This window comes from Nocardia tenerifensis NBRC 101015, assembly GCF_000308715.1.
Lineage (GTDB): Bacteria > Actinomycetota > Actinomycetes > Mycobacteriales > Mycobacteriaceae > Nocardia > Nocardia tenerifensis.
In genome coordinates this window covers 1-17516 of sequence record NZ_BAGH01000084.1, presented here as the reverse complement: position 1 = coordinate 17516, position 17516 = coordinate 1, and the positions used below count along the sequence as shown (strand labels likewise).

General features: G+C 66.5%; 19 protein-coding genes. All 19 read right to left on the bottom strand.

Annotation, left to right across the window (positions count from 1 at the left end):
* Positions 1-546: 546 nt before the first annotated feature.
* Positions 547-1806 (bottom strand): UDP-N-acetylglucosamine 1-carboxyvinyltransferase, encoded by a 1260-nt coding sequence (murA, locus tag ON39_RS06830; protein WP_040732369.1) that lies wholly within the window; start codon positions 1804-1806, stop codon positions 547-549.
* A 199-nt stretch (positions 1807-2005) separates the two neighbouring features.
* Positions 2006-2590 carry a cob(I)yrinic acid a,c-diamide adenosyltransferase gene (locus ON39_RS06825; protein ID WP_040732368.1) on the bottom strand — a complete coding sequence of 195 codons (585 nt, stop codon included), beginning with the start codon at positions 2588-2590 and terminating at the stop codon, positions 2006-2008.
* 145 nt (positions 2591-2735) lie between these two features.
* Positions 2736-3152 carry a DUF2550 domain-containing protein gene (locus tag ON39_RS06820; RefSeq protein WP_040732367.1) on the bottom strand — a complete coding sequence of 139 codons (417 nt, stop codon included), beginning with the start codon at positions 3150-3152 and terminating at the stop codon, positions 2736-2738.
* Between the two features lie 295 nt (positions 3153-3447).
* Positions 3448-3825, bottom strand: a complete 378-nt coding sequence (locus ON39_RS06815; protein ID WP_040732365.1) for a F0F1 ATP synthase subunit epsilon — start codon at positions 3823-3825, stop codon at positions 3448-3450.
* Positions 3826-3830: 5 nt separating this feature from the next.
* Positions 3831-5279, bottom strand: a complete 1449-nt coding sequence (gene atpD, locus ON39_RS06810; protein ID WP_040732364.1) for a F0F1 ATP synthase subunit beta — start codon at positions 5277-5279, stop codon at positions 3831-3833.
* Positions 5280-5373: 94 nt separating this feature from the next.
* The gene (locus ON39_RS06805) at positions 5374-6345 is read right to left on the bottom strand and encodes a F0F1 ATP synthase subunit gamma (RefSeq protein WP_040732363.1); all 972 of its coding nucleotides are present in this window, start codon (positions 6343-6345) and stop codon (positions 5374-5376) included.
* Between the two features lie 56 nt (positions 6346-6401).
* The gene (gene atpA, locus ON39_RS06800; RefSeq protein WP_040732362.1) at positions 6402-8039 is read right to left on the bottom strand and encodes a F0F1 ATP synthase subunit alpha; all 1638 of its coding nucleotides are present in this window, start codon (positions 8037-8039) and stop codon (positions 6402-6404) included.
* Positions 8040-8110: 71 nt separating this feature from the next.
* Positions 8111-8920 (bottom strand): F0F1 ATP synthase subunit delta, encoded by an 810-nt coding sequence (locus tag ON39_RS06795; RefSeq protein WP_040732361.1) that lies wholly within the window; start codon positions 8918-8920, stop codon positions 8111-8113.
* 19 nt (positions 8921-8939) lie between these two features.
* Complete coding sequence (locus tag ON39_RS06790) at positions 8940-9503, bottom strand: F0F1 ATP synthase subunit B (RefSeq protein ID WP_040732360.1); 564 nt, start codon at positions 9501-9503, stop codon at positions 8940-8942.
* A gap of 5 nt (positions 9504-9508) precedes the next feature.
* Positions 9509-9757, bottom strand: a complete 249-nt coding sequence (locus ON39_RS06785; RefSeq protein WP_040732371.1) for an ATP synthase F0 subunit C — start codon at positions 9755-9757, stop codon at positions 9509-9511.
* Between the two features lie 69 nt (positions 9758-9826).
* Positions 9827-10675, bottom strand: coding sequence for a F0F1 ATP synthase subunit A (gene atpB, locus ON39_RS06780; RefSeq protein WP_174412504.1), 849 nt, complete (start codon positions 10673-10675; stop codon positions 9827-9829).
* A gap of 249 nt (positions 10676-10924) precedes the next feature.
* Positions 10925-11383: a Cg1360 family ATP-synthase-associated protein gene (locus tag ON39_RS06775; protein WP_040732359.1), complete on the bottom strand. Its 459-nt coding sequence runs from the start codon at positions 11381-11383 to the stop codon at positions 10925-10927.
* A gap of 11 nt (positions 11384-11394) precedes the next feature.
* A complete protein-coding gene (locus ON39_RS06770; protein ID WP_051186366.1) occupies positions 11395-12552 on the bottom strand; it encodes an MraY family glycosyltransferase in 1158 nt (385 codons plus the stop codon).
* Positions 12553-12568: 16 nt separating this feature from the next.
* Entirely contained in the window at positions 12569-13234 is a 666-nt protein-coding gene (locus tag ON39_RS06765; protein WP_040732357.1) for an L-threonylcarbamoyladenylate synthase, read from the bottom strand.
* Between the two features lie 60 nt (positions 13235-13294).
* Positions 13295-14164 carry a peptide chain release factor N(5)-glutamine methyltransferase gene (gene prmC / locus ON39_RS06760; RefSeq protein ID WP_040732356.1) on the bottom strand — a complete coding sequence of 290 codons (870 nt, stop codon included), beginning with the start codon at positions 14162-14164 and terminating at the stop codon, positions 13295-13297.
* Positions 14165-15235 carry a peptide chain release factor 1 gene (prfA, locus tag ON39_RS06755; RefSeq protein WP_040732355.1) on the bottom strand — a complete coding sequence of 357 codons (1071 nt, stop codon included), beginning with the start codon at positions 15233-15235 and terminating at the stop codon, positions 14165-14167.
* A gap of 120 nt (positions 15236-15355) precedes the next feature.
* Positions 15356-15592 carry a 50S ribosomal protein L31 gene (rpmE, locus tag ON39_RS06750; RefSeq protein ID WP_040732354.1) on the bottom strand — a complete coding sequence of 79 codons (237 nt, stop codon included), beginning with the start codon at positions 15590-15592 and terminating at the stop codon, positions 15356-15358.
* 260 nt (positions 15593-15852) lie between these two features.
* Entirely contained in the window at positions 15853-16209 is a 357-nt protein-coding gene (locus tag ON39_RS06745) for a hypothetical protein (protein WP_146251067.1), read from the bottom strand.
* Between the two features lie 217 nt (positions 16210-16426).
* Positions 16427-17516 (bottom strand): transcription termination factor Rho (rho, locus tag ON39_RS06740; protein WP_040732351.1); only part of this gene is annotated, 1090 nt, incomplete at its 5' end.

Here is a 17516-nt window from a genome sequence, read left to right as displayed (position 1 = left end):
TCAAACTCTCCGTTGAAGACTCTTAACCAACCCCGAAGGGTCAATCAGAAGAATAACTAGAGTCCGAAAACCTAGCAAAACAAAACGCCAGCAAAAGTATTTGCTGACTTAAATGTCCAACCTCATCAACCGGGGGGTATGAGAGGCCGGAACCAATAAACATATTGGCACTGACATTCATCGACACACTATTGAGTTCTCAAAGAACACACGCACACACCATCTCCCGGACTTTGTCCGCTTGATCGGTGAGGCAACTTATCCAGCTTAGCTCAGCCGCTCCCCCAGAACCAAATCGGGGTCTCGATCGAACCAGTGTGAGCGTCAGGCGCTCCTCGTACTACCTCGTGTCCCGGGCCTTCGCTCAGCCTCTCGGCTCAGCTCCTCGGCTCCGGGTCGGTGTCCGTGTCGCTCTGACTTGAATAAAGTTACGTGTCGGCGTGCATCATGTCAAATCGCCTGATCAGAGGGGGTAACGCGCAGCGTTTCGTTTGAGGGTGGCGGTGGGAGACGGGCGGGGCACGAAGGGTTTTCGGCGCTATGTCCTCATTCCGCCGCACCCACACGCCGCACATCGCCGCCCAACGCCTGCAACTGCTCGACGAAATTCGGGTACCCGCGGTCGATGTGGAACACGTCGTGCACCTCCGTGGTTCCGTCGGCGACCAGACCGGCGAGGACCAAGCCGGCGCCCGCCCGGATATCCGACGACCACACCGGCGCGCTCGACAGACGCGGAATGCCGCGCACCACCGCGTGATGACCGTCGGTCCGCGCGTCGGCGCCCAGCCGGATCATCTCCTCCACGAAGCGGAAACGCGCCTCGAAGACGTTCTCGGTGATCATCGACGTGCCGTCGGCGATGGCCGCCAGCCCGATCGCCATCGGCTGGAGATCGGTCGGGAAGCCGGGGAAGGGCAGCGTGGAGAAGTTGACCGCGCGCGGCCGCTCGGCCTGCACGACGCGAAAACCGTCCTGCTCGAACGAGATTCGCGCGCCCGCCGAGCGCAGCTTGTCCAGCACCAGCGATAGATGCTTGGGGTTGACCCCGGTCACCCGGACATCGCCCATCGTCATGGCCGCGGCGATGCCCCAGGTCGCGGCGACGATGCGGTCGCCGATCACCCGGTGCGTCGTCGGCGAGAGCCGCTTGACGCCCTGCACGGTCAGCACGGAGGTGCCCGCGCCGGTGATCCGGGCACCCATCTGCACGAGCATGTTGCACAGGTCGACGATGTCGGGTTCGCGCGCGGCGTTGTCGATCACCGTCTCGCCCTCGGCGAGCACCGCGGCCATCAGGATGTTCTCGGTGGCGCCCACCGAGGGGAAGTCGAGGCGAATCTTGGCGCCCTGCAGCTCGTCGGCCCGCGCGACCACGCAGCCGTGCTCGATCTCGCTCGTCGCGCCGAGCAAGCGCAGGCCGGCCTGGTGCATGTCGAGCGGGCGCGAGCCGATCGCGTCGCCGCCGGGCAGCGCGACGACCGCGCGCTTGCAGCGCGCCATCAGCGGTCCGAGCACGCAGACCGACGCACGGAACTGCGTCACCGCGGGGAAGTCGGCGTGGTACTTCGGCTCCGCCGGGGTGGTGATCGTGACCGTCCCCGCGTCGATCGCCACGTCGCAGCCGAGTCCGCGCAGCACGTCACCCATCAGCGGCACGTCGAGAATGTCCGGGCAGTTCGTGATCGTGGTGGTGCCCTCGGCCAGCAAGGCAGCGGCCATCAGCTTGAGGACGCTGTTCTTCGCGCCTCCCACCGCGACTTCACCGACGAGTCGATTCCCGCCGGTAACCAAAAACCGTTCCATGCCGCCTCTCCGCGTATTCGGCGCACTGTTGGGTGCAAGGATAGTTGCGGCACTGTTCCGCCACTTCGGGTATTCAGCGCGCTAGTGGGTGCCACGGTAGTTCGGTTGCGGGCCGGCGGTCGGGTGCCGGGCTGAATTCACCCACGCCCGTCGGCTTCGCCGCCTTCCGTTCCCGACATGCGTCCTCGCGTCTCGAGCATTATGAGGTGCTCGACCTGGTTCCGCCGGGCTTCCACAGGATATCGCCGCCCGGGTTGGCCACGCGGCTCAGGATGAACAGAAGATCCGACAGCCGGTTGAGGTACTTGGCCGGCAAGACGTTCGTGTCGTCCGGGTGTGTCTCGATGGCGGCCCAGGCGGAACGTTCCGCGCGGCGGGCGACGGTGCGCGCCGTGTGCAGCAGCGCCGCCAGCGGGGTCCCGCCGGGCAGGATGAACGAATTCAGCGCGGGCAGTTCGGCATTGAACTCGTCGCACCAGCCTTCGAGCCGGTCGATGTAGGGCTGGGTGATGCGCAGCGGCGGGTACTTCGGCTCGGCGACAACGGGGGTGGACAGGTCCGCGCCCGCATCGAAGAGATCGTTCTGCACCTGCGACAACACCTCGCGCAGCTGCTCGCCGGGTTGCCCGAGCGCGATCGCCACGCCGATCGCGGCGTTGGTCTCGTCACAGTCCGCGTAGGCGACCAACCGCGGATCGGTCTTCGCGACCCGCGAGAAATCGCTGAGACCGGTCGTCCCATCGTCGCCGGTACGCGTATAGATCCGCGTCAAATGCACGCTCACCGTGTTCCGCCTCTCCGTGTCTTCGGGCCAGACCCAGATTAACGTCGGCGGCCGACCATATTCAGTGACGGGGCGAGCCCGTATCCGACGAGTTCCCCATGCCTTCGCGAATTCCGTGGTGCGCGAAGGGCGCTGACTACCGCACCTACCGCATCCGGCGCGTGCGATCGGAGGGGCGGGACTCGACCCAGGACAGGAAAGCGGTCCGCGAGGCACGATCGAGAGCCAGCTCGTAGCCGCCGTCGCGATCGGTCACGGCGATCACCGCGATGTCGTCGCTCATGATGTCGTATTCGTCGCCGACGGGCGCGCGGCGGTCGCCGATCTCGATGCCCTGGCGGTGAATTGTGCAGTCCGGGCCGAGTTTAAGACTCGTCAGCTTGAAAAAGACCAATCGGTCCTCGTCGTAACGGATGAGTCCGTGCCGCCAGCCTTGACCACCGCGGGCGGGCAATACACGCAGCAATGCGGCGGTTCCGCCGCGCCGCAACATGATCAGGCGATAAGTGGAGGCCAAGGCGAGGAAGACGAGCGTGAGCACCAGAATGATCAGGAGAACCATCCCGGTCTGCAATGCAGTTCGTCCCTTCGCTCTGTCGCCGTCGGCGCTCTATTCAATTGGCGGTTGCGCGTACACCGCACCCGGGTTCAGCTCTGCGGCTCCCGGATCGGCTGCGCCCGAGGCTACCGCCTCCGGGCTGGTCGGTCGCACCGCCGTGCGGTCATTCAACCACGACACCAAGTTTACAAACTGGGGGGCCGTGTATTGAGACGCCGCTCAACCCATAAAAGACGACCGCCGGCGGCGAAGAACCCTTCGCCGCCGACGGTCAGTGCCTTGTATCCGGTTGTTCGCGCTACGCGTTCGCGGCCTGCTCCGCCGCGCGGACCTGAGCCTGCGCTGCCAGCTGGTCCTCTTCGCTGGCCGCCGAGTCGGCCAGCACGCGCCGGGCCGCCTCGACATCCACCTCGTCGGCGAACTCCGCCGACTCGGCCAGGATCCGGACCGTCGTGGCGGTCACGGAGAAGAAGCCGCCGTGCACCGCCGCGACGATGCGCTCGCCGTCGGTGGAGACGATGGCCACCGTGCCGCCCTCGACCAGCTGGCCGAGCAGCGGCTCGTGGCCCGGCATGATGCCGATCTGACCCTCGGTGGTCTGCGCGCTGACGAACGTCGCCTGGCCGGACCAGAGCAGCCGTTCGACGGCGACGAGATCAACTGACATTTCCGACATCGGGACTACTTTCCGGCGATCTTCTTCGCGGCCGCCTCGACATCGTCGAGACCACCGCAGCTGTTGAACGCCTGCTCCGGGAAGTGGTCGAACTCGCCCTTGCAGACCCGGTCGAAGTCGTCGATGGTCTGCTCCAGCGGAACCACCGAACCGACCTGGCCGGTGAACTTCTCGGCCACGATGAAGTTCTGGCCGAGGAACTTCTCCAGACGACGGGCGCGGCCGACGAGGACCTTGTCCTCCTCGGAGAGCTCGTCCATGCCGAGGATGGCGATGATGTCCTGAAGTTCCTTGTACTTCTGCAGGATTCGCTTCACCTCGTTGGCGACGGCGAAGTGCCGGTCACCGACGATGGACGCCTCCAGGATCCGCGACGTCGAGGTCAGCGGGTCGACAGCCGGGTAGATGCCCTTCTGCGAGATCGGGCGGGAGAGCTCGGTCGTCGCGTCGAGGTGGGCGAAGGTGGTCGCCGGCGCCGGGTCGGTGTAGTCGTCGGCGGGCACATAGATCGCCTGCAGCGAGGTGATCGACCGGCCACGGGTCGAGGTGATGCGCTCCTGCAGCTCGCCCATCTCGTCGGCCAGCGTCGGCTGGTAACCGACGGCCGAGGGCATGCGGCCGAGCAGGGTCGACACCTCGGAACCGGCCTGGGTGAACCGGAAGATGTTGTCGATGAACAGCAGCACGTCCTGGTGCTGCACGTCGCGGAAGTACTCGGCCATGGTGAGGGCCGAGAGCGCGACGCGCATACGGGTGCCCGGCGGCTCGTCCATCTGGCCGAAGACGAGGGCGGTGTCCGGGAGGACGCCCATCTCCTCCATCTCCAGACGCAGGTCGGTGCCCTCACGGGTGCGCTCGCCGACGCCGGCGAACACGGAGGTACCGGAGAACTCCCGCGCGATACGGGTGATCATCTCCTGGATGAGCACGGTCTTGCCGACGCCGGCGCCACCGAACAGGCCGATCTTGCCACCCTTCACGTACGGGGTGAGCAGGTCGATGACCTTGATGCCCGTCTCCAGGATCTCGGTCTTACCCTCGAGCTGGTCGAATGACGGGGGCTTGCGGTGGATGCCCCACTGCTCGCCGTCGCGGCCGAGGCCGGGGCTGTCCAGGCAATCGCCGAGGGCGTTGAAGACGTGGCCCTTGACGACGTCGCCGACCGGCACCGAGATCGGCTTGCCGGTGTCGGTGACGGTGGCGCTGCGGACCAGGCCGTCGGTGGGCTGCATCGAGATGCAACGCACGATGCCGTCGCCGAGGTGCTGGGCGACCTCGAGGGTCAACGTCTTCGCCACCGAGGTCAGCTCGATCTCGGCGTGCAGAGCGTTGAACAGGTCGGGGATCGAGCCACGGGGGAACTCGACGTCGACGACGGGGCCGATGACTCGGACGACGCGACCTGAGTCCGCGCCGGTCCGACTCGTGTTGTCTTGCGTGACTGCTGCGGTCATTATTCTCTCCGGGTTGGTTGGCGACATTCGAAGGGCCCTGCGTGGTTACGCAAGCTGCCTCCTTCGGGCCTGACTCTCATGTCGCAGCGCTTCTCTAGTCGCGGTCCGAGCTCGAAGCCAGCGCGTTTACGCCGCCGACAATTTCGCTGATTTCCTGCGTGATCTGGGCCTGCCGCACCGAGTTCGCCTGCCGGGAAAGATCCGTGGCAAGTTCGTTGGCGTTATCGGTGGCTGCCTTCATTGCGGTGCGCCGAGCCGCGGACTCGGATGCCGCTGCCTCGAGCAACGATGAGTAGATACGCGTATTGATGTACTTCGGCAGCAGGGCCGCCAGCAGCACATCGGCGTCGGGCTCGAACTCGTACTGCGCGTGCACATCCGCCGTCGGCGAATCGGACACGAAGTCCTCACCCATGTCGAAGTTCTCGTCGACGTAGCTCACCTGGATCGGCGCCAGGCGGCGCACCTCCGGGGTCTGCGTCAGCATCGACACGAACCGGGTGTACACGATGTGCAACTCGTCGACACCCGCGATCTCGCCCGATCCGTCCGGAGCGGGCACCTGTCCGTCGGCGCCCGCCATGAACGCGTCGACCAGGTGGTGGCAGGCCTCCGAGGCATCGGTGTACTTCGGCTGCTGCGAGAACCCGTGCCACGCGCCGACCAGCGGGCGGTTGCGGAAGGTGTAGTACGTGATGCCCTTGCTGCCCATCACGTAGATCACCGGTTCTTTGCCCTCGCCACGCAGCGTGTGCATCAACTCTTCGGCGCGCTTGAGCACGTTGGAGTTGTAGCCGCCGGCCATGCCGCTGTCACTGGTGATCACCAGCACCGCAGCCCGGCGCGGCTCGGGGCGCTCGGTCAGCAGCGGGTGGGTCAGGTTCTTCGACGCGCTCGCCAGCTCGCCGAGGACCTTGGTGATCTCCTCGGCGTACGGCTTGGCGGCCGCGACCCTGGCCTGCGCCTTGGAGATTCGCGAGGTCGCGATCAGCTCCTGGGCCTTGGTGATCTTCTTGATCGAATTCACACCACGAATGCGGGAGCGCAATTCACGCAAACTTGCCATCAGTCACACTCCCTTCATTCGCATCGGTTTTTACTCGCATCAGTCCCGGACCTGGGTCACTTCTCGACGTGCTTGCGGGTGACCGACAGCGTCTCGACCTCTTCGTGCTCGAGATCGCCCGCCTCGGCCTCGTTCACCACCCGGCTGCCGTCGGAGGCGAGGAAGCCCTGCTTGAACTTGTCGGTCTCGGCCTTGATCTGATCGGCCGCCTCGTTCTGCAGGACCTTGCCGCCCTCGATCGACTTGAAGGCGTCGGGCGCGGCGCGGTGCAGGTGCTCGAGCAGCTCGCTGTTGAAGCGGCGGATGTCGGCGACCGGGACCGAGTCGTAGTAGCCCGCGTCGACCAGGAAGATCGAGACGATCTGGTTCTCGACCGGAACCGGCGAGTACTGATCCTGCTTGAGCAGCTCGACCCAGCGGGCGCCGCGCTCGAGCTGCGCCAGCGACGCGGCGTCGAGGTCGGAGGCGAAGGCGGAGAACGCCTCCAGCTCACGGAACTGCGCCATCTCCAGGCGCAGCGAGCCGGCGACCTTCTTCATGCCCTTGGTCTGGGCGGCGCCACCGACACGGGAGACCGAGGTACCGACGTTGATCGCCGGGCGGACGCCCTTGTTGAACAGGTCGGACTCGAGGAAGACCTGGCCGTCGGTGATGGAGATGACGTTGGTCGGGATGAACGCCGAGATGTCGTTGGCCTTGGTCTCGATGATCGGCAGACCGGTCATCGAGCCCGCGCCCATCTCGTCGGAGAGCTTGGCGCAACGCTCCAGCAGGCGCGAGTGCAGGTAGAAGACGTCACCCGGGTACGCCTCGCGGCCCGGCGGGCGGCGCAGCAGCAGCGAGATGGCGCGGTAGGCCTCGGCCTGCTTGGTCAGGTCGTCGAACACGATGAGGACGTGCTTGCCCTGGTACATCCAGTGCTGGCCGAGGGCCGAACCCGTGTAGGGCGCAAGCCATTTGAAGCCGGCGGAGTCGGACGCGGGGGCGGCGACGATGGTGGTGTACTCCAGCGCGCCACGGGCCTCGAGCGCGGTCTTGACGCCCGCGATGGTGGAGCCCTTCTGGCCGATGGCGACGTAGATGCAGCGCACCTGCTTGCTCGGGTCGCCGGAGTCCCAGTTCGCCTTCTGCGCCAGGATCGCGTCGATGCAGACCGCGGTCTTGCCGGTCTTGCGGTCGCCGATGATCAGCTGACGCTGGCCGCGGCCGATGGCGGTCAGGGCGTCGATGGCGGTGATGCCGGTGGCCAGCGGCTCCTCGACCGGCTGACGCTCCAGCACGGTCGCGGCCTGCAGCTCCAGCACGCGGCGCTCGTCGGCCTCGATCTCGCCCAGGCCGTCGATCGGCTGGCCGAGCGGGTCGACCACGCGGCCGAGGAAGTTGTCGCCCACCGGAACGGAGAGCACGTCGCCGGTCCGCCGGACCTGCTGGCCCTCTTCGAGGTCGGCGTACTCGCCGAGGATGACCGCACCGATCGAGCGGTCCTCGAGGTTCAGCGCGACGCCGAGCACGCCACCCGGGAACTCGAGCAGTTCGTTGGCCATCGCCGAGGGCAGGCCGCTGACGTGCGCGATGCCGTCGCTGGTGTCGGTGACGACACCGACTTCTTCGATGGAGGTCTCGGGGGTGTAGCTCTGCGTGTAGCTCTCGATCGCGCTACGGATCTCGTCGGAGGAGATCGTCAGCTCCGCCATGTTCTTCCTGCTCTCGCTGTGTCGAATGTCGGGGGTGTGGGCGTCGGCCGGCGAAGCCGACGGGGTGGACGTCAGGTCAGGGACCGACGCAGCCGTTCGAGCCGGCCGATGGCGCTGCCGTCGATCACGTCGTCGCCGACGTGCACGACCAGCCCGCTCAGCAGACTCGGGTCGACCTGTACGTGGACCTGGACCGGCTTGCCGTAGATGCGCTTCAGCGAGGCGGCGAGCCGCTCACGCTGCTGCGCCGACAGTTCGATCGCCGCACGCACGTGCGCCACGATCTGGTCGCGGCGGGCCGCGGCCAGGTCGGACAGTTCGTCGAATGCCGCCCCGACTGCCGTCTTCTGCCTGGTCACCACCTGCTCAGCCAGGGTCAGCGTGATGGCTTCGGTCTTGCCGGTGAGCAGGCCGTCGATCAGTTCCCGCTTGGCCTCGGCCGGCTTCGTCCGATCGGAGAGGGCCTGCTCCAGGTCGGGGTTGTCGCTGATGATCCGACCGAGCCGGAACAGCTCGTCCTCGACCGCGTCGAGCCGACCACTGTCGGACGCCGACTCCAGCAACGCTTCCTGCCCGAGCAACACCAGGGTGTCGATCAGATCGGCGGTCCGAGACCAGTCCTGGGCCACCGCGGTGGTCAGCACGGCCTGGGTGGCCGCGCTGACCTTGCCGCTGAAGACCCGCTCGCTGAGCTCGGCCCGAGCCGATCCGGGCACCGACACGTCCGCGAGCGCAACACGCAGCGAACGCTGGTCGTCCAGCACGGCGACAACGGCGAACAGTTCGGACCCCGTCGTGGCCGCGACACTGTCGCTTCCGGTCAGAGCGGCCCTGAGCGCCTCCCGAGACCGGGCGCAGGCCTCGCGGCTCGCTGCGTACATGCTTCTCACTTTCGTGTCGCTACCTTCCGACCCCGATGCCGGCTTTCGACTCGTCGTCGAGCTCGGTCAGGAACCGTTCGATCGACGCCGCCTGCTTAGCTTCGTCCGAAACCGACTGGCCGATAATCTTTTCGGCCAAATCTACGGCGGTGTGGCCGAGTTCGGAGCGCAGTTCGGTCAGGATTTGCTGGCGCTGTGCCTCGAGCTGGCTGTGGCCCGCGGCCACGATGCGGTCGCTCTCGGCCTGCGCGTCCGCGCGCATCTGCGCGAGGATCTGCTGGCCCTGGGTGCGCGCCTCCTCGCGGATGCGCGAGGCCTCCAGGCGAGCCTCGGCCAGCTGCTGCTGGTACTGCTGCAGCGTGAGCTGCGCCTCTTCCTGTGCGGCCTCGGCGCGGGCGATGCCGCCCTCGATCCGGTCGCTGCGCTCGTCGAGCACCTTCATCAAGCGCGGGATCACATATTTGTAGAAAACCAAGCCGATGATCGCGATGCAGACCACCGACCACACGATGTCGTACGTCTCGGGGATGAGGGGGTTGATGTCCTCCCCCGCATCCGCGGCAAGTACAGAAAGCCCGTTCATGGCAATCAGAAGATGAACCCGGCCACAAGGCCGATCAGGGCGAGGGCCTCGGTGAAGGCGATACCGAGGAACATGTTGGTGCGGATCGTGCCCTGGAGCTCGGGCTGACGGGCAATGCCCTCGATCGCCTTACCGACAACGATGCCGACGCCGATGCCGGGACCGATGGCGGCCAGACCGTAGCCGATGGCGCCGTAGCCCTTGATCTTGTCGGAGGTCGAAGCGGCTTCCTGGGCCAAGTACGCGAGGCTCATGAGTTCCATTTCCCTTTCTGTTGCTCACGCGCCGGTCGGCGTGTGTAGCAGATATCCGGTAGTTGTGGGTCAGTGCGAATCTGCGTGCTGGGCGAGTCCGATGTAGACCGCCGTCAGCAGCGCGAAAACGTAGGCCTGCAAGAAGATGACCAGGATCTCGAAGAGGGTGAAACCGAGACCCGCGATCAGCGAGAAGGGCGAGAACACCTTCATCCACGCGACGGCGTCGAACAGGAAGAACCAGGTGGCGCTGAAGAAAAGCACCAGCATGATGTGTCCGGCCAGCATGTTGGCCATGAGTCGGACGGTCAGCGTGAACGGCCGCAGCACGAATGTCGAGATGAACTCGATCGGAATCAGCAGCACATGCAGCGCGGGCGGAACATTCGGAACCACGATGCTGCTGCGCATGTAGGTGAGGAACCCGTACTTCTTGATACCCACGTAGTTGAACGCGAGGTAGGCGATCAAGGCCAGCACCAGCGGAAAGCCGACTCGGGCGTTCGACGAGATGTTCAGGCCCGGAATGATGCCGGAGAAGTTCAGAAAGAGCACCGAGAAGAAGATTGTCGCGATCAGCGGAAAGTACTTGCGACCGGTTTCCTTACCCAGCACCTCGTCGGCAATCTGCTCCTTGACGAACACCAGGCCGGTTTCGGCGATGTTCTGCAGGCCGCGCGGGACGAGCCGGGGATTCCGGAATGCGAGCATCATCACGATAATCAGGACCGCCGACATGAGCAGCCTGATCAGCATCAAACGATCGAGTTCGAACGGCGTACCCTCGAACAGCAGTGCTGGAGGGAAGAAGTCGGACAGCGATGGCGCGTGGAACTCGCCCGCCAAAGTGGTGACGCTCAGCGTTCTCTCCCGTGTTCGGGCCGTGGGTTCGGTTGATCCCGCGGTTCGATCGGACATTGACGATCAATTTGGGTCGACTCAGGTCGGCTCGAAGTTCGTCAGCAGCTGTGCGGCGGGTTTGGATTCCACCTGGCGTCTGTACGTGTGTCGGCGACATCGTCGACATGCAGAACCGGAACTCGCAGAGCCCGGCACGGCAGTAAGCATAGCGGCACTCGGAGGGATCTCGACGATCCCCCCTCGCTTGGTTGCTTGCTTACCAACACTTTACCAAGTTATCTACGACAGCGTGTAGGTGGGTGGGGATCAATCTTCCCGGGCGGGCGTCTCCGGGCTCGGATCCGGCACCGTCACGTACGGAACCTTCTGGCGGACAACGCCATACGTCTCCGCGCCGAGCACGATGACCAGCGCGCCGATCACGGTCAGGAAAAGGACCATTCGGTCATAAAACTCGAATTGATTCAGTATTGCTATGACCAGTAGCGCAACCAACATTTTGCCCACCCAACTGGCCAACATCACCATGCCGGCGGTGGACGGCGGCAATTTCGCGCCGAACAACACCACGGCGGCGGTGGTCAGAATGAAGCCGCCGCCGATTGCCGAGCCGATCAGCGCACCCCACAGACCGGCAGTTCCCGCGGCCGCGGCGCCGATCGCGACCGACAAAACCACCAGAACGCCGAGCCCGATCAACCCGTAACGCAGCGCAGCCTTCAGCGGGGCGTCGGGACCTTGGACCGGAGTGGGTGTGAAGTTCACGTCTTCGAACCTTACCCGGAGGGCGGCCGGTCCCCAGCCGCCTCCCCGCGCCGCAGGCCCGGAATAGCCGTCACGACCAGCGCGAAGACCAGCCCGCCCGCCACCAGCAGAACGACGAGTGTGAGGTTCATCAACGCCGTGCCGACCGCGCCGAACGCGAGGATCCCGACCCACAAATAGATGAGCAGCACGACCCGCCGGTGCGAGTGCCCGATCTGAAGCAACCGGTGGTGCAGATGCATCTTGTCCGGAGTGGAGAAGCTCACACCCGCGCGCACCCGGCGCACGATCGCCAGCACCAAATCCAGCACAGGGATAAACATGACCGCGCCCACCAGCAGCAACGGCGACAGCAGACCCACGATGTCGCGGGTGCCGAAGCCCTGCAACGGGATGCGCCCCGACGCGCTGGTGGAGACGGCCGCGAGCACCAGGCCGATGAGCATCGAGCCGGAGTCGCCCATGAATATCCGCGCGGGCTGGAAGTTGTGCGGCAGGAACCCGAGACAGGCGCCGGCCAGTGCGGCGGCGAGCAGCGCGGGCGGGTAGGTGTCGACCGAGCCGCCCTGCTCGTTCATCAGGCCGAGCGCGAACACGAACACGGCCACCGCCGCGATCAGTCCCAGGCCGGCCGCCAGCCCGTCGAGTCCGTCGACGAAGTTCATCGCGTTGACCAGGGTGACCGACACGGCCACCGTGATCAGGCCGCCTTGCAGCGCGTCCAGGAACACGGTGGTGTTGTTGAACGGGTTGTAGATGCTGTACCAGCTCAGACCCATGACGGCCATCACGCCGGCCGCGGTCACCTGTCCGGCGAACTTCGTCAGCGCGTCCAGACCCCAGCGGTCGTCGACGATGCCGACGACGACGATGATCGTGCTGGCCACCAGCACCGCGAGCGGGATGTTCGGGCTGTAGTCGAAGCCGCGCCGCAGCGCGGGTAACTGGTGCGCGAACAGCATCGCCGCGACCACCCCGACGTAGATGCCGACGCCGCCCATCCGGGGAATCGGCTTGACGTGCACGTCACGCTCGCGCGGCACCGCGACGGCGCCGAAACCGATGGCCAGCACCCGGATTCCGCCGGTGGCGAGGAACGTCACGACCGCGGAGATGAGCAGGACGAGCAGGAGCTCCCGTAGGGGGACGACCGCACCCGAACCAGTCATCCGCGGCACCCACCGATCATCGGATGGAGGCGCTGGACAGCGCCTCCGGCGACATGCCGAGCACGTCGGCGATGTCGGCGATGGGTACCGCGCCCTCGCGCAGGATGCGCGGCTGGTCGGCCGTGAGATCGACGATGGTGGAGGCGACGGCGTGCTCGGCAGGCCCGCCGTCGAGGTAGACACTGACGAGATCGCCCAGTTGGTCGCGGGCCTCCGCGGCGGTCTTGGCGGGCGGCTGCCCGGAGACGTTGGCGCTGGAGACGGCCAGGGGGCCGACCTCGCGCAGCAGCTCGAGCGCGACCGGGTGCAGCGGCATCCGGAGCATGACCGTGCCGCGGGTGTCACCGAGGTCCCACGCGAGCGAAGGCGCTTGCTGCACAACGAGACTCAGGCCGCCGGGCCAGAACGCCCGGATCAGCTCGCGGGCCTGCGGGCGCACCGAGAAGACCAAGCCGTCGATGGTGTGCCAGGAGCCGACCAGCACGGGCACCGGCATGTCGCGGCCGCGACGCTTGGCCGCGAGCAGCGAGCTCACCGCGGTGGAGTCGAAGGCGTCCGCGGCCAGGCCGTACAGCGTGTCGGTGGGCAGCACGACGAGTCGCCCGGACTTCAGGGCACTGGTGGCTGCGGTCAGTCCGGCGGCGCGCGTGTCGGGTTCCGCGCAGTCGTAGACGGTACTCACGACTCACATCCTGTCACGCTGTCGCGCGTCGGCGAGTATTAGGGCCTAACCGCCCTGGGGTCAGCGCCGCGTGGCCACGACGAAGCGGGGCTTTCCCGCGAGGTCGGGATGTTCGACGACGTCGGTGAAATCGGCTTTGCCCAGCAGAGCGGCGAGTTCGGCGCCGTTGGCGTCGTCGTGTTCGATGGCGGTGGCTGCGCCGGCGCGCAGCAGGCGGGCGATGGCAGGGATCATGCCGCGGACCACGTCGAGGCCGTCCGGGCCGCCGAACAGCGCCAGGTGCGGATCGTGGTCGGCCACTTCGGGATCCAGCCGTGTGCCGTCCGGAATGTAGGGCGGGTTGGACACCACCACGTCGACTCGGCCGTTGAGATCGGTGAGCAGATTCGGGTCGGTCACGTCGTCGGCGTAGAGGGTGATGGGGGTGTCACCGTCGGCGATGCACCGGTCCGCATTGCGGCGCGCCCACGTCAGCGCGCCCGGATCCAGTTCTACCGCATGGACTTCCGCGTCGGGGCGGGCGTGCGCGATGGCGAGCGCCAGCGCGCCGGAGCCGGTGCACAGGTCGACGACGACGGGCGAGTGGTCGTGCGGCAGCGCCTCGAGCTGAGCCAGCGCCCAGGCGAACAGTAGCTCGGTCTCCGGGCGCGGCACGAAGACGCCGGGCCCGACGGCGAGGTCGATCTCGCCCATGGCGACGGTTCCGGTCAAGTGCTGCAAGGGAATTCGCTGGGCCCGCCGTTCGACCAACGCGCGGTACTCGGCCAGTCGCTCCGGCGCGACGAGCGGCGTGAGCGCCAATCGGCTGCGCTCTACCTGGATCACGTGCGCGGCCAGCAGTTCGGCGTCGGCGCGGGGGCTGTGCACCCCGGCCGTGCGCAAGGTCTCGACGGCCTCGTTGATCGCGGGGCGCAAAGCTACGCGGGTCATTTACTCGGCCGCCATCCGCGCTTCGCGGTCGGCTTTACCGAGTGCGTCCAGCAGGGCGTCCATGTCGCCGTCGAGCACGGCGTCCAGGTTGTGCGCCTTGAAGCCGATGCGGTGATCGGCGATCCGGTTCTCCGGGAAGTTGTAGGTGCGGATGCGCTCGGAACGGTCGACCGTGCGGATCTGGCTGGCCCGGCCCGCCGCGGCCTCCTGATCGGCCTGCTCCTCGGCGAGCGCCTGCAGCCGGGCCGCGAGCACCTGCATGGCGCGGGCCTTGTTCTGCAGCTGGGAACGCTCGTTCTGACAGGTCACCACGATGCCGGAGGGCAGGTGGGTGATGCGAACGGCCGAGTCGGTGGTGTTGACGCCCTGGCCGCCCTTGCCCGACGAACGGTAGACGTCGATGCGCAGGTCGGTCTCGTCGATCTGCACGGCCTCGACCTCGTCGGGCTCCGGGTAGATGAGCACGCCCGCGGCCGAGGTGTGGATGCGGCCCTGCGACTCGGTCACCGGAACCCGCTGCACCCGGTGCACGCCGCCCTCGAACTTGAATCGCGACCAGACGCCGTCGCGCGCGGCGTCCCTGCTCTTGATCGACAGCGTGGCGTCCTTATAGCCGCCGAGATCCGACGCGGTGACGTCGAGCACCTCAACCTTCCAGCCGTGCCGTTCGGCGTAGCGGATGTACATGCGGGCCAGGTCGGCGGCGAACAGCGCCGATTCCTCGCCGCCCTCACCGGATTTCACCTCGAGCACCACATCGTCGCCGTCGTGCGGATCGCGCGGAGCGAGCAGGTCCGCGAGGGTCTGCTCCAGCTCGGCGACCTGACTTTCCAGCTCGGGGATCTCGGCGGCGAACGTCGCGTCGTCGGCGCCGAGTTCCCGCGCGGCGGCGAGGTCCTCGCGCGCGGTCTTCAGCTTGGTATAGGTCGCCATGATCGGCGCGAGTTCGGCGAACCGCTTGCCGACCCGGCGCGCGGCGCCCGGATCGTTGTGCAGCGCCGGATCGGCCAGCTGCGTCTCCAGGCCGGCGTGCTCGGCCAGAATATCGTCGATCGCGGACGGTTGCGTCACGATGCTTCCTCTTCCTGATTTCCCTGTCCAGAGCCGGACCCGCACACGACGAATGCGCGAGGCCGCGTGAAAAACACCGACGCCCGGCCTGCTGAGCAGGACCGGGCGTCGGCGAGGAAGCTACTTGGCTGCGGCGTCGTCCTTCTTGCCCGCACGCTTGCCGTAGCGCGCCTCGAAGCGGGCGACGCGGCCACCGGTGTCGAGAATCTTCTGCTTGCCGGTGTAGAACGGGTGGCACTGCGAGCAGACCTCGACGTTGATGTGTCCCGACTCCTTGGTGCTGCGAGTCTGGAACGTATTGCCGCAACCACAGACGACCGTGGTGTCGACATACGTCGGGTGAATTCCTGCCTTCATGGGTGTCCTCTCGATATTGGCCGCCGGGTCGCTCGCGCGGGAATCGCGGGAACGTGAACCGGAGCCGACTAGGCGGGAGCCCTGCTCTGACGAAGCAGGCGCAACGACCGTTCAGTATGCCAGAACAGTCCCTACGCTCCCAAAACACCCCCGGCGGGTGGTTTGTTCCCACCCTAGGTACTCCCCCTACACCCACCGCCCCAGGAAGTTCGGGCACGCGCACCGGCCCTGTCTCAGGAACTCTGAAGACGGGTAGTTCGCTACTCAGGAATGCGAACAGCTCCGTTCATAGAGTTTGAGAACCAGCAGTAAGTGCCGGTCCGGCCGGCATGGCGGCACAGCGGCGTGCGGTGATCAGCGAAGGGAGCACTTGTGAGCGAGCGTCTGCGAGGTCCAGCGGTGCAGGTCCGGATCGCGTCCGCGATCTTCGGACTGTTGATCCTCGCCGTCGTGTGCGGTTGGTTCGCCGTTCCGGACACCGCGACGGCGAAACCGCGAACCGCCGGGTACATCCAGGCTTCGACCACCGCTCCGGAGGGGAGTGCGGTGTCGATGGGCACGATCATCCTCGGCTGTCTCATCAGCGGCGCGGCGATCATCGGCTGGATGTTCTTCAATCCGCCGCCGCCGAGAGGGACCTGCTTGGAGCGCATCCTCTCGGCGGCCGCTCTCACGGGAACACGGGCAACTCAACGGGGACGCCCAGAACTTGGCCGAGTGCTTGCCGGCCGTGACTATCGCGCCACACGAGTCCGGCCCGAATACGCGGGGAGCCGGAACAAGCCGAAAGGGCCCCGCGTGTGCGAGGCCCTTTCGGCGGTACGGCTGGCGAACTTACTCGTCCAGGGCGCCGGGAGCGGTCTTGCTCACCTGCATGAGGAACTCGAGGTTGTTCTTGGACTTCTTCAGACGGTCGATCAGCAGATCGATCGCCTGGTGCGAGTCCAGGCCGGACAGTACGCGACGCAGCTTGTGCAGCACCGCGGCCTCGTCGGGGTTGAGCAGTAGCTCGTCCTTACGAGTACCGGACGGGTTGACGTCCACCGCGGGGAACACGCGCCGTTCCGCGATCTTGCGGTCCAGCTTGAGCTCCGCGTTACCGGTGCCCTTGAACTCCTCGAAGATGACCGTGTCACCGGTCGAGCCGGTCTCCACCATCGCGGTCGCGATGATGGTGAGCGAGCCACCGTTCTCGATGTTGCGCGCCGCGCCGAGGAACCGCTTGGGCGGGTACAGCGCGGTGGAGTCGACACCACCGGACAGGATTCGACCCGAGGCCGGCGAGGAGTTGTTGTACGCGCGACCCAGGCGGGTGATCGAGTCCAGCAGCACCACAACGTCTTTGCCCATCTCCACCAGGCGCTTGGCGCGCTCGATGGCGAGCTCGGCGACCGAGGTGTGGTCTGACGGCGGCCGGTCGAAGGTGGAGGCGATGACCTCACCCTTCACCGAGCGCTGCATGTCGGTGACCTCTTCGGGACGCTCGTCGACCAGCACCACCATGAGGTAGACCTCGGGGTTGTTGATGGCGATGGCGTTCGCGATGTCCTGCATGATCGTCGTCTTACCGGCCTTGGGCGGCGAGACGATCAGGGCGCGCTGGCCCTTGCCGATCGGCATGATCAGGTCGATGACGCGGGTGGTCAGCTTGTTCGGCTGAGTCTCGAGCCGCAGCCGCTGGTTCGGGTACAGCGGGGTGAGCTTGCTGAACTCGGGGCGCCGCTTGGCCGCCTCGACCTCGCCGCCGTTGACCGTGTCGAGCCGCACCAGCGGATCGAACTTCTGCCGCTGGTTGCTCTGCTCGCCGTCGCGCGGGGCGCGCACCGCGCCGGTGATCGCGTCACCGCGGCGCAGGCCGTTCTTGCGGACCAGGTTCATCGAGACGTAGACGTCGTTCGGACCGGCCAGGTAGCCCGAGGTCCGG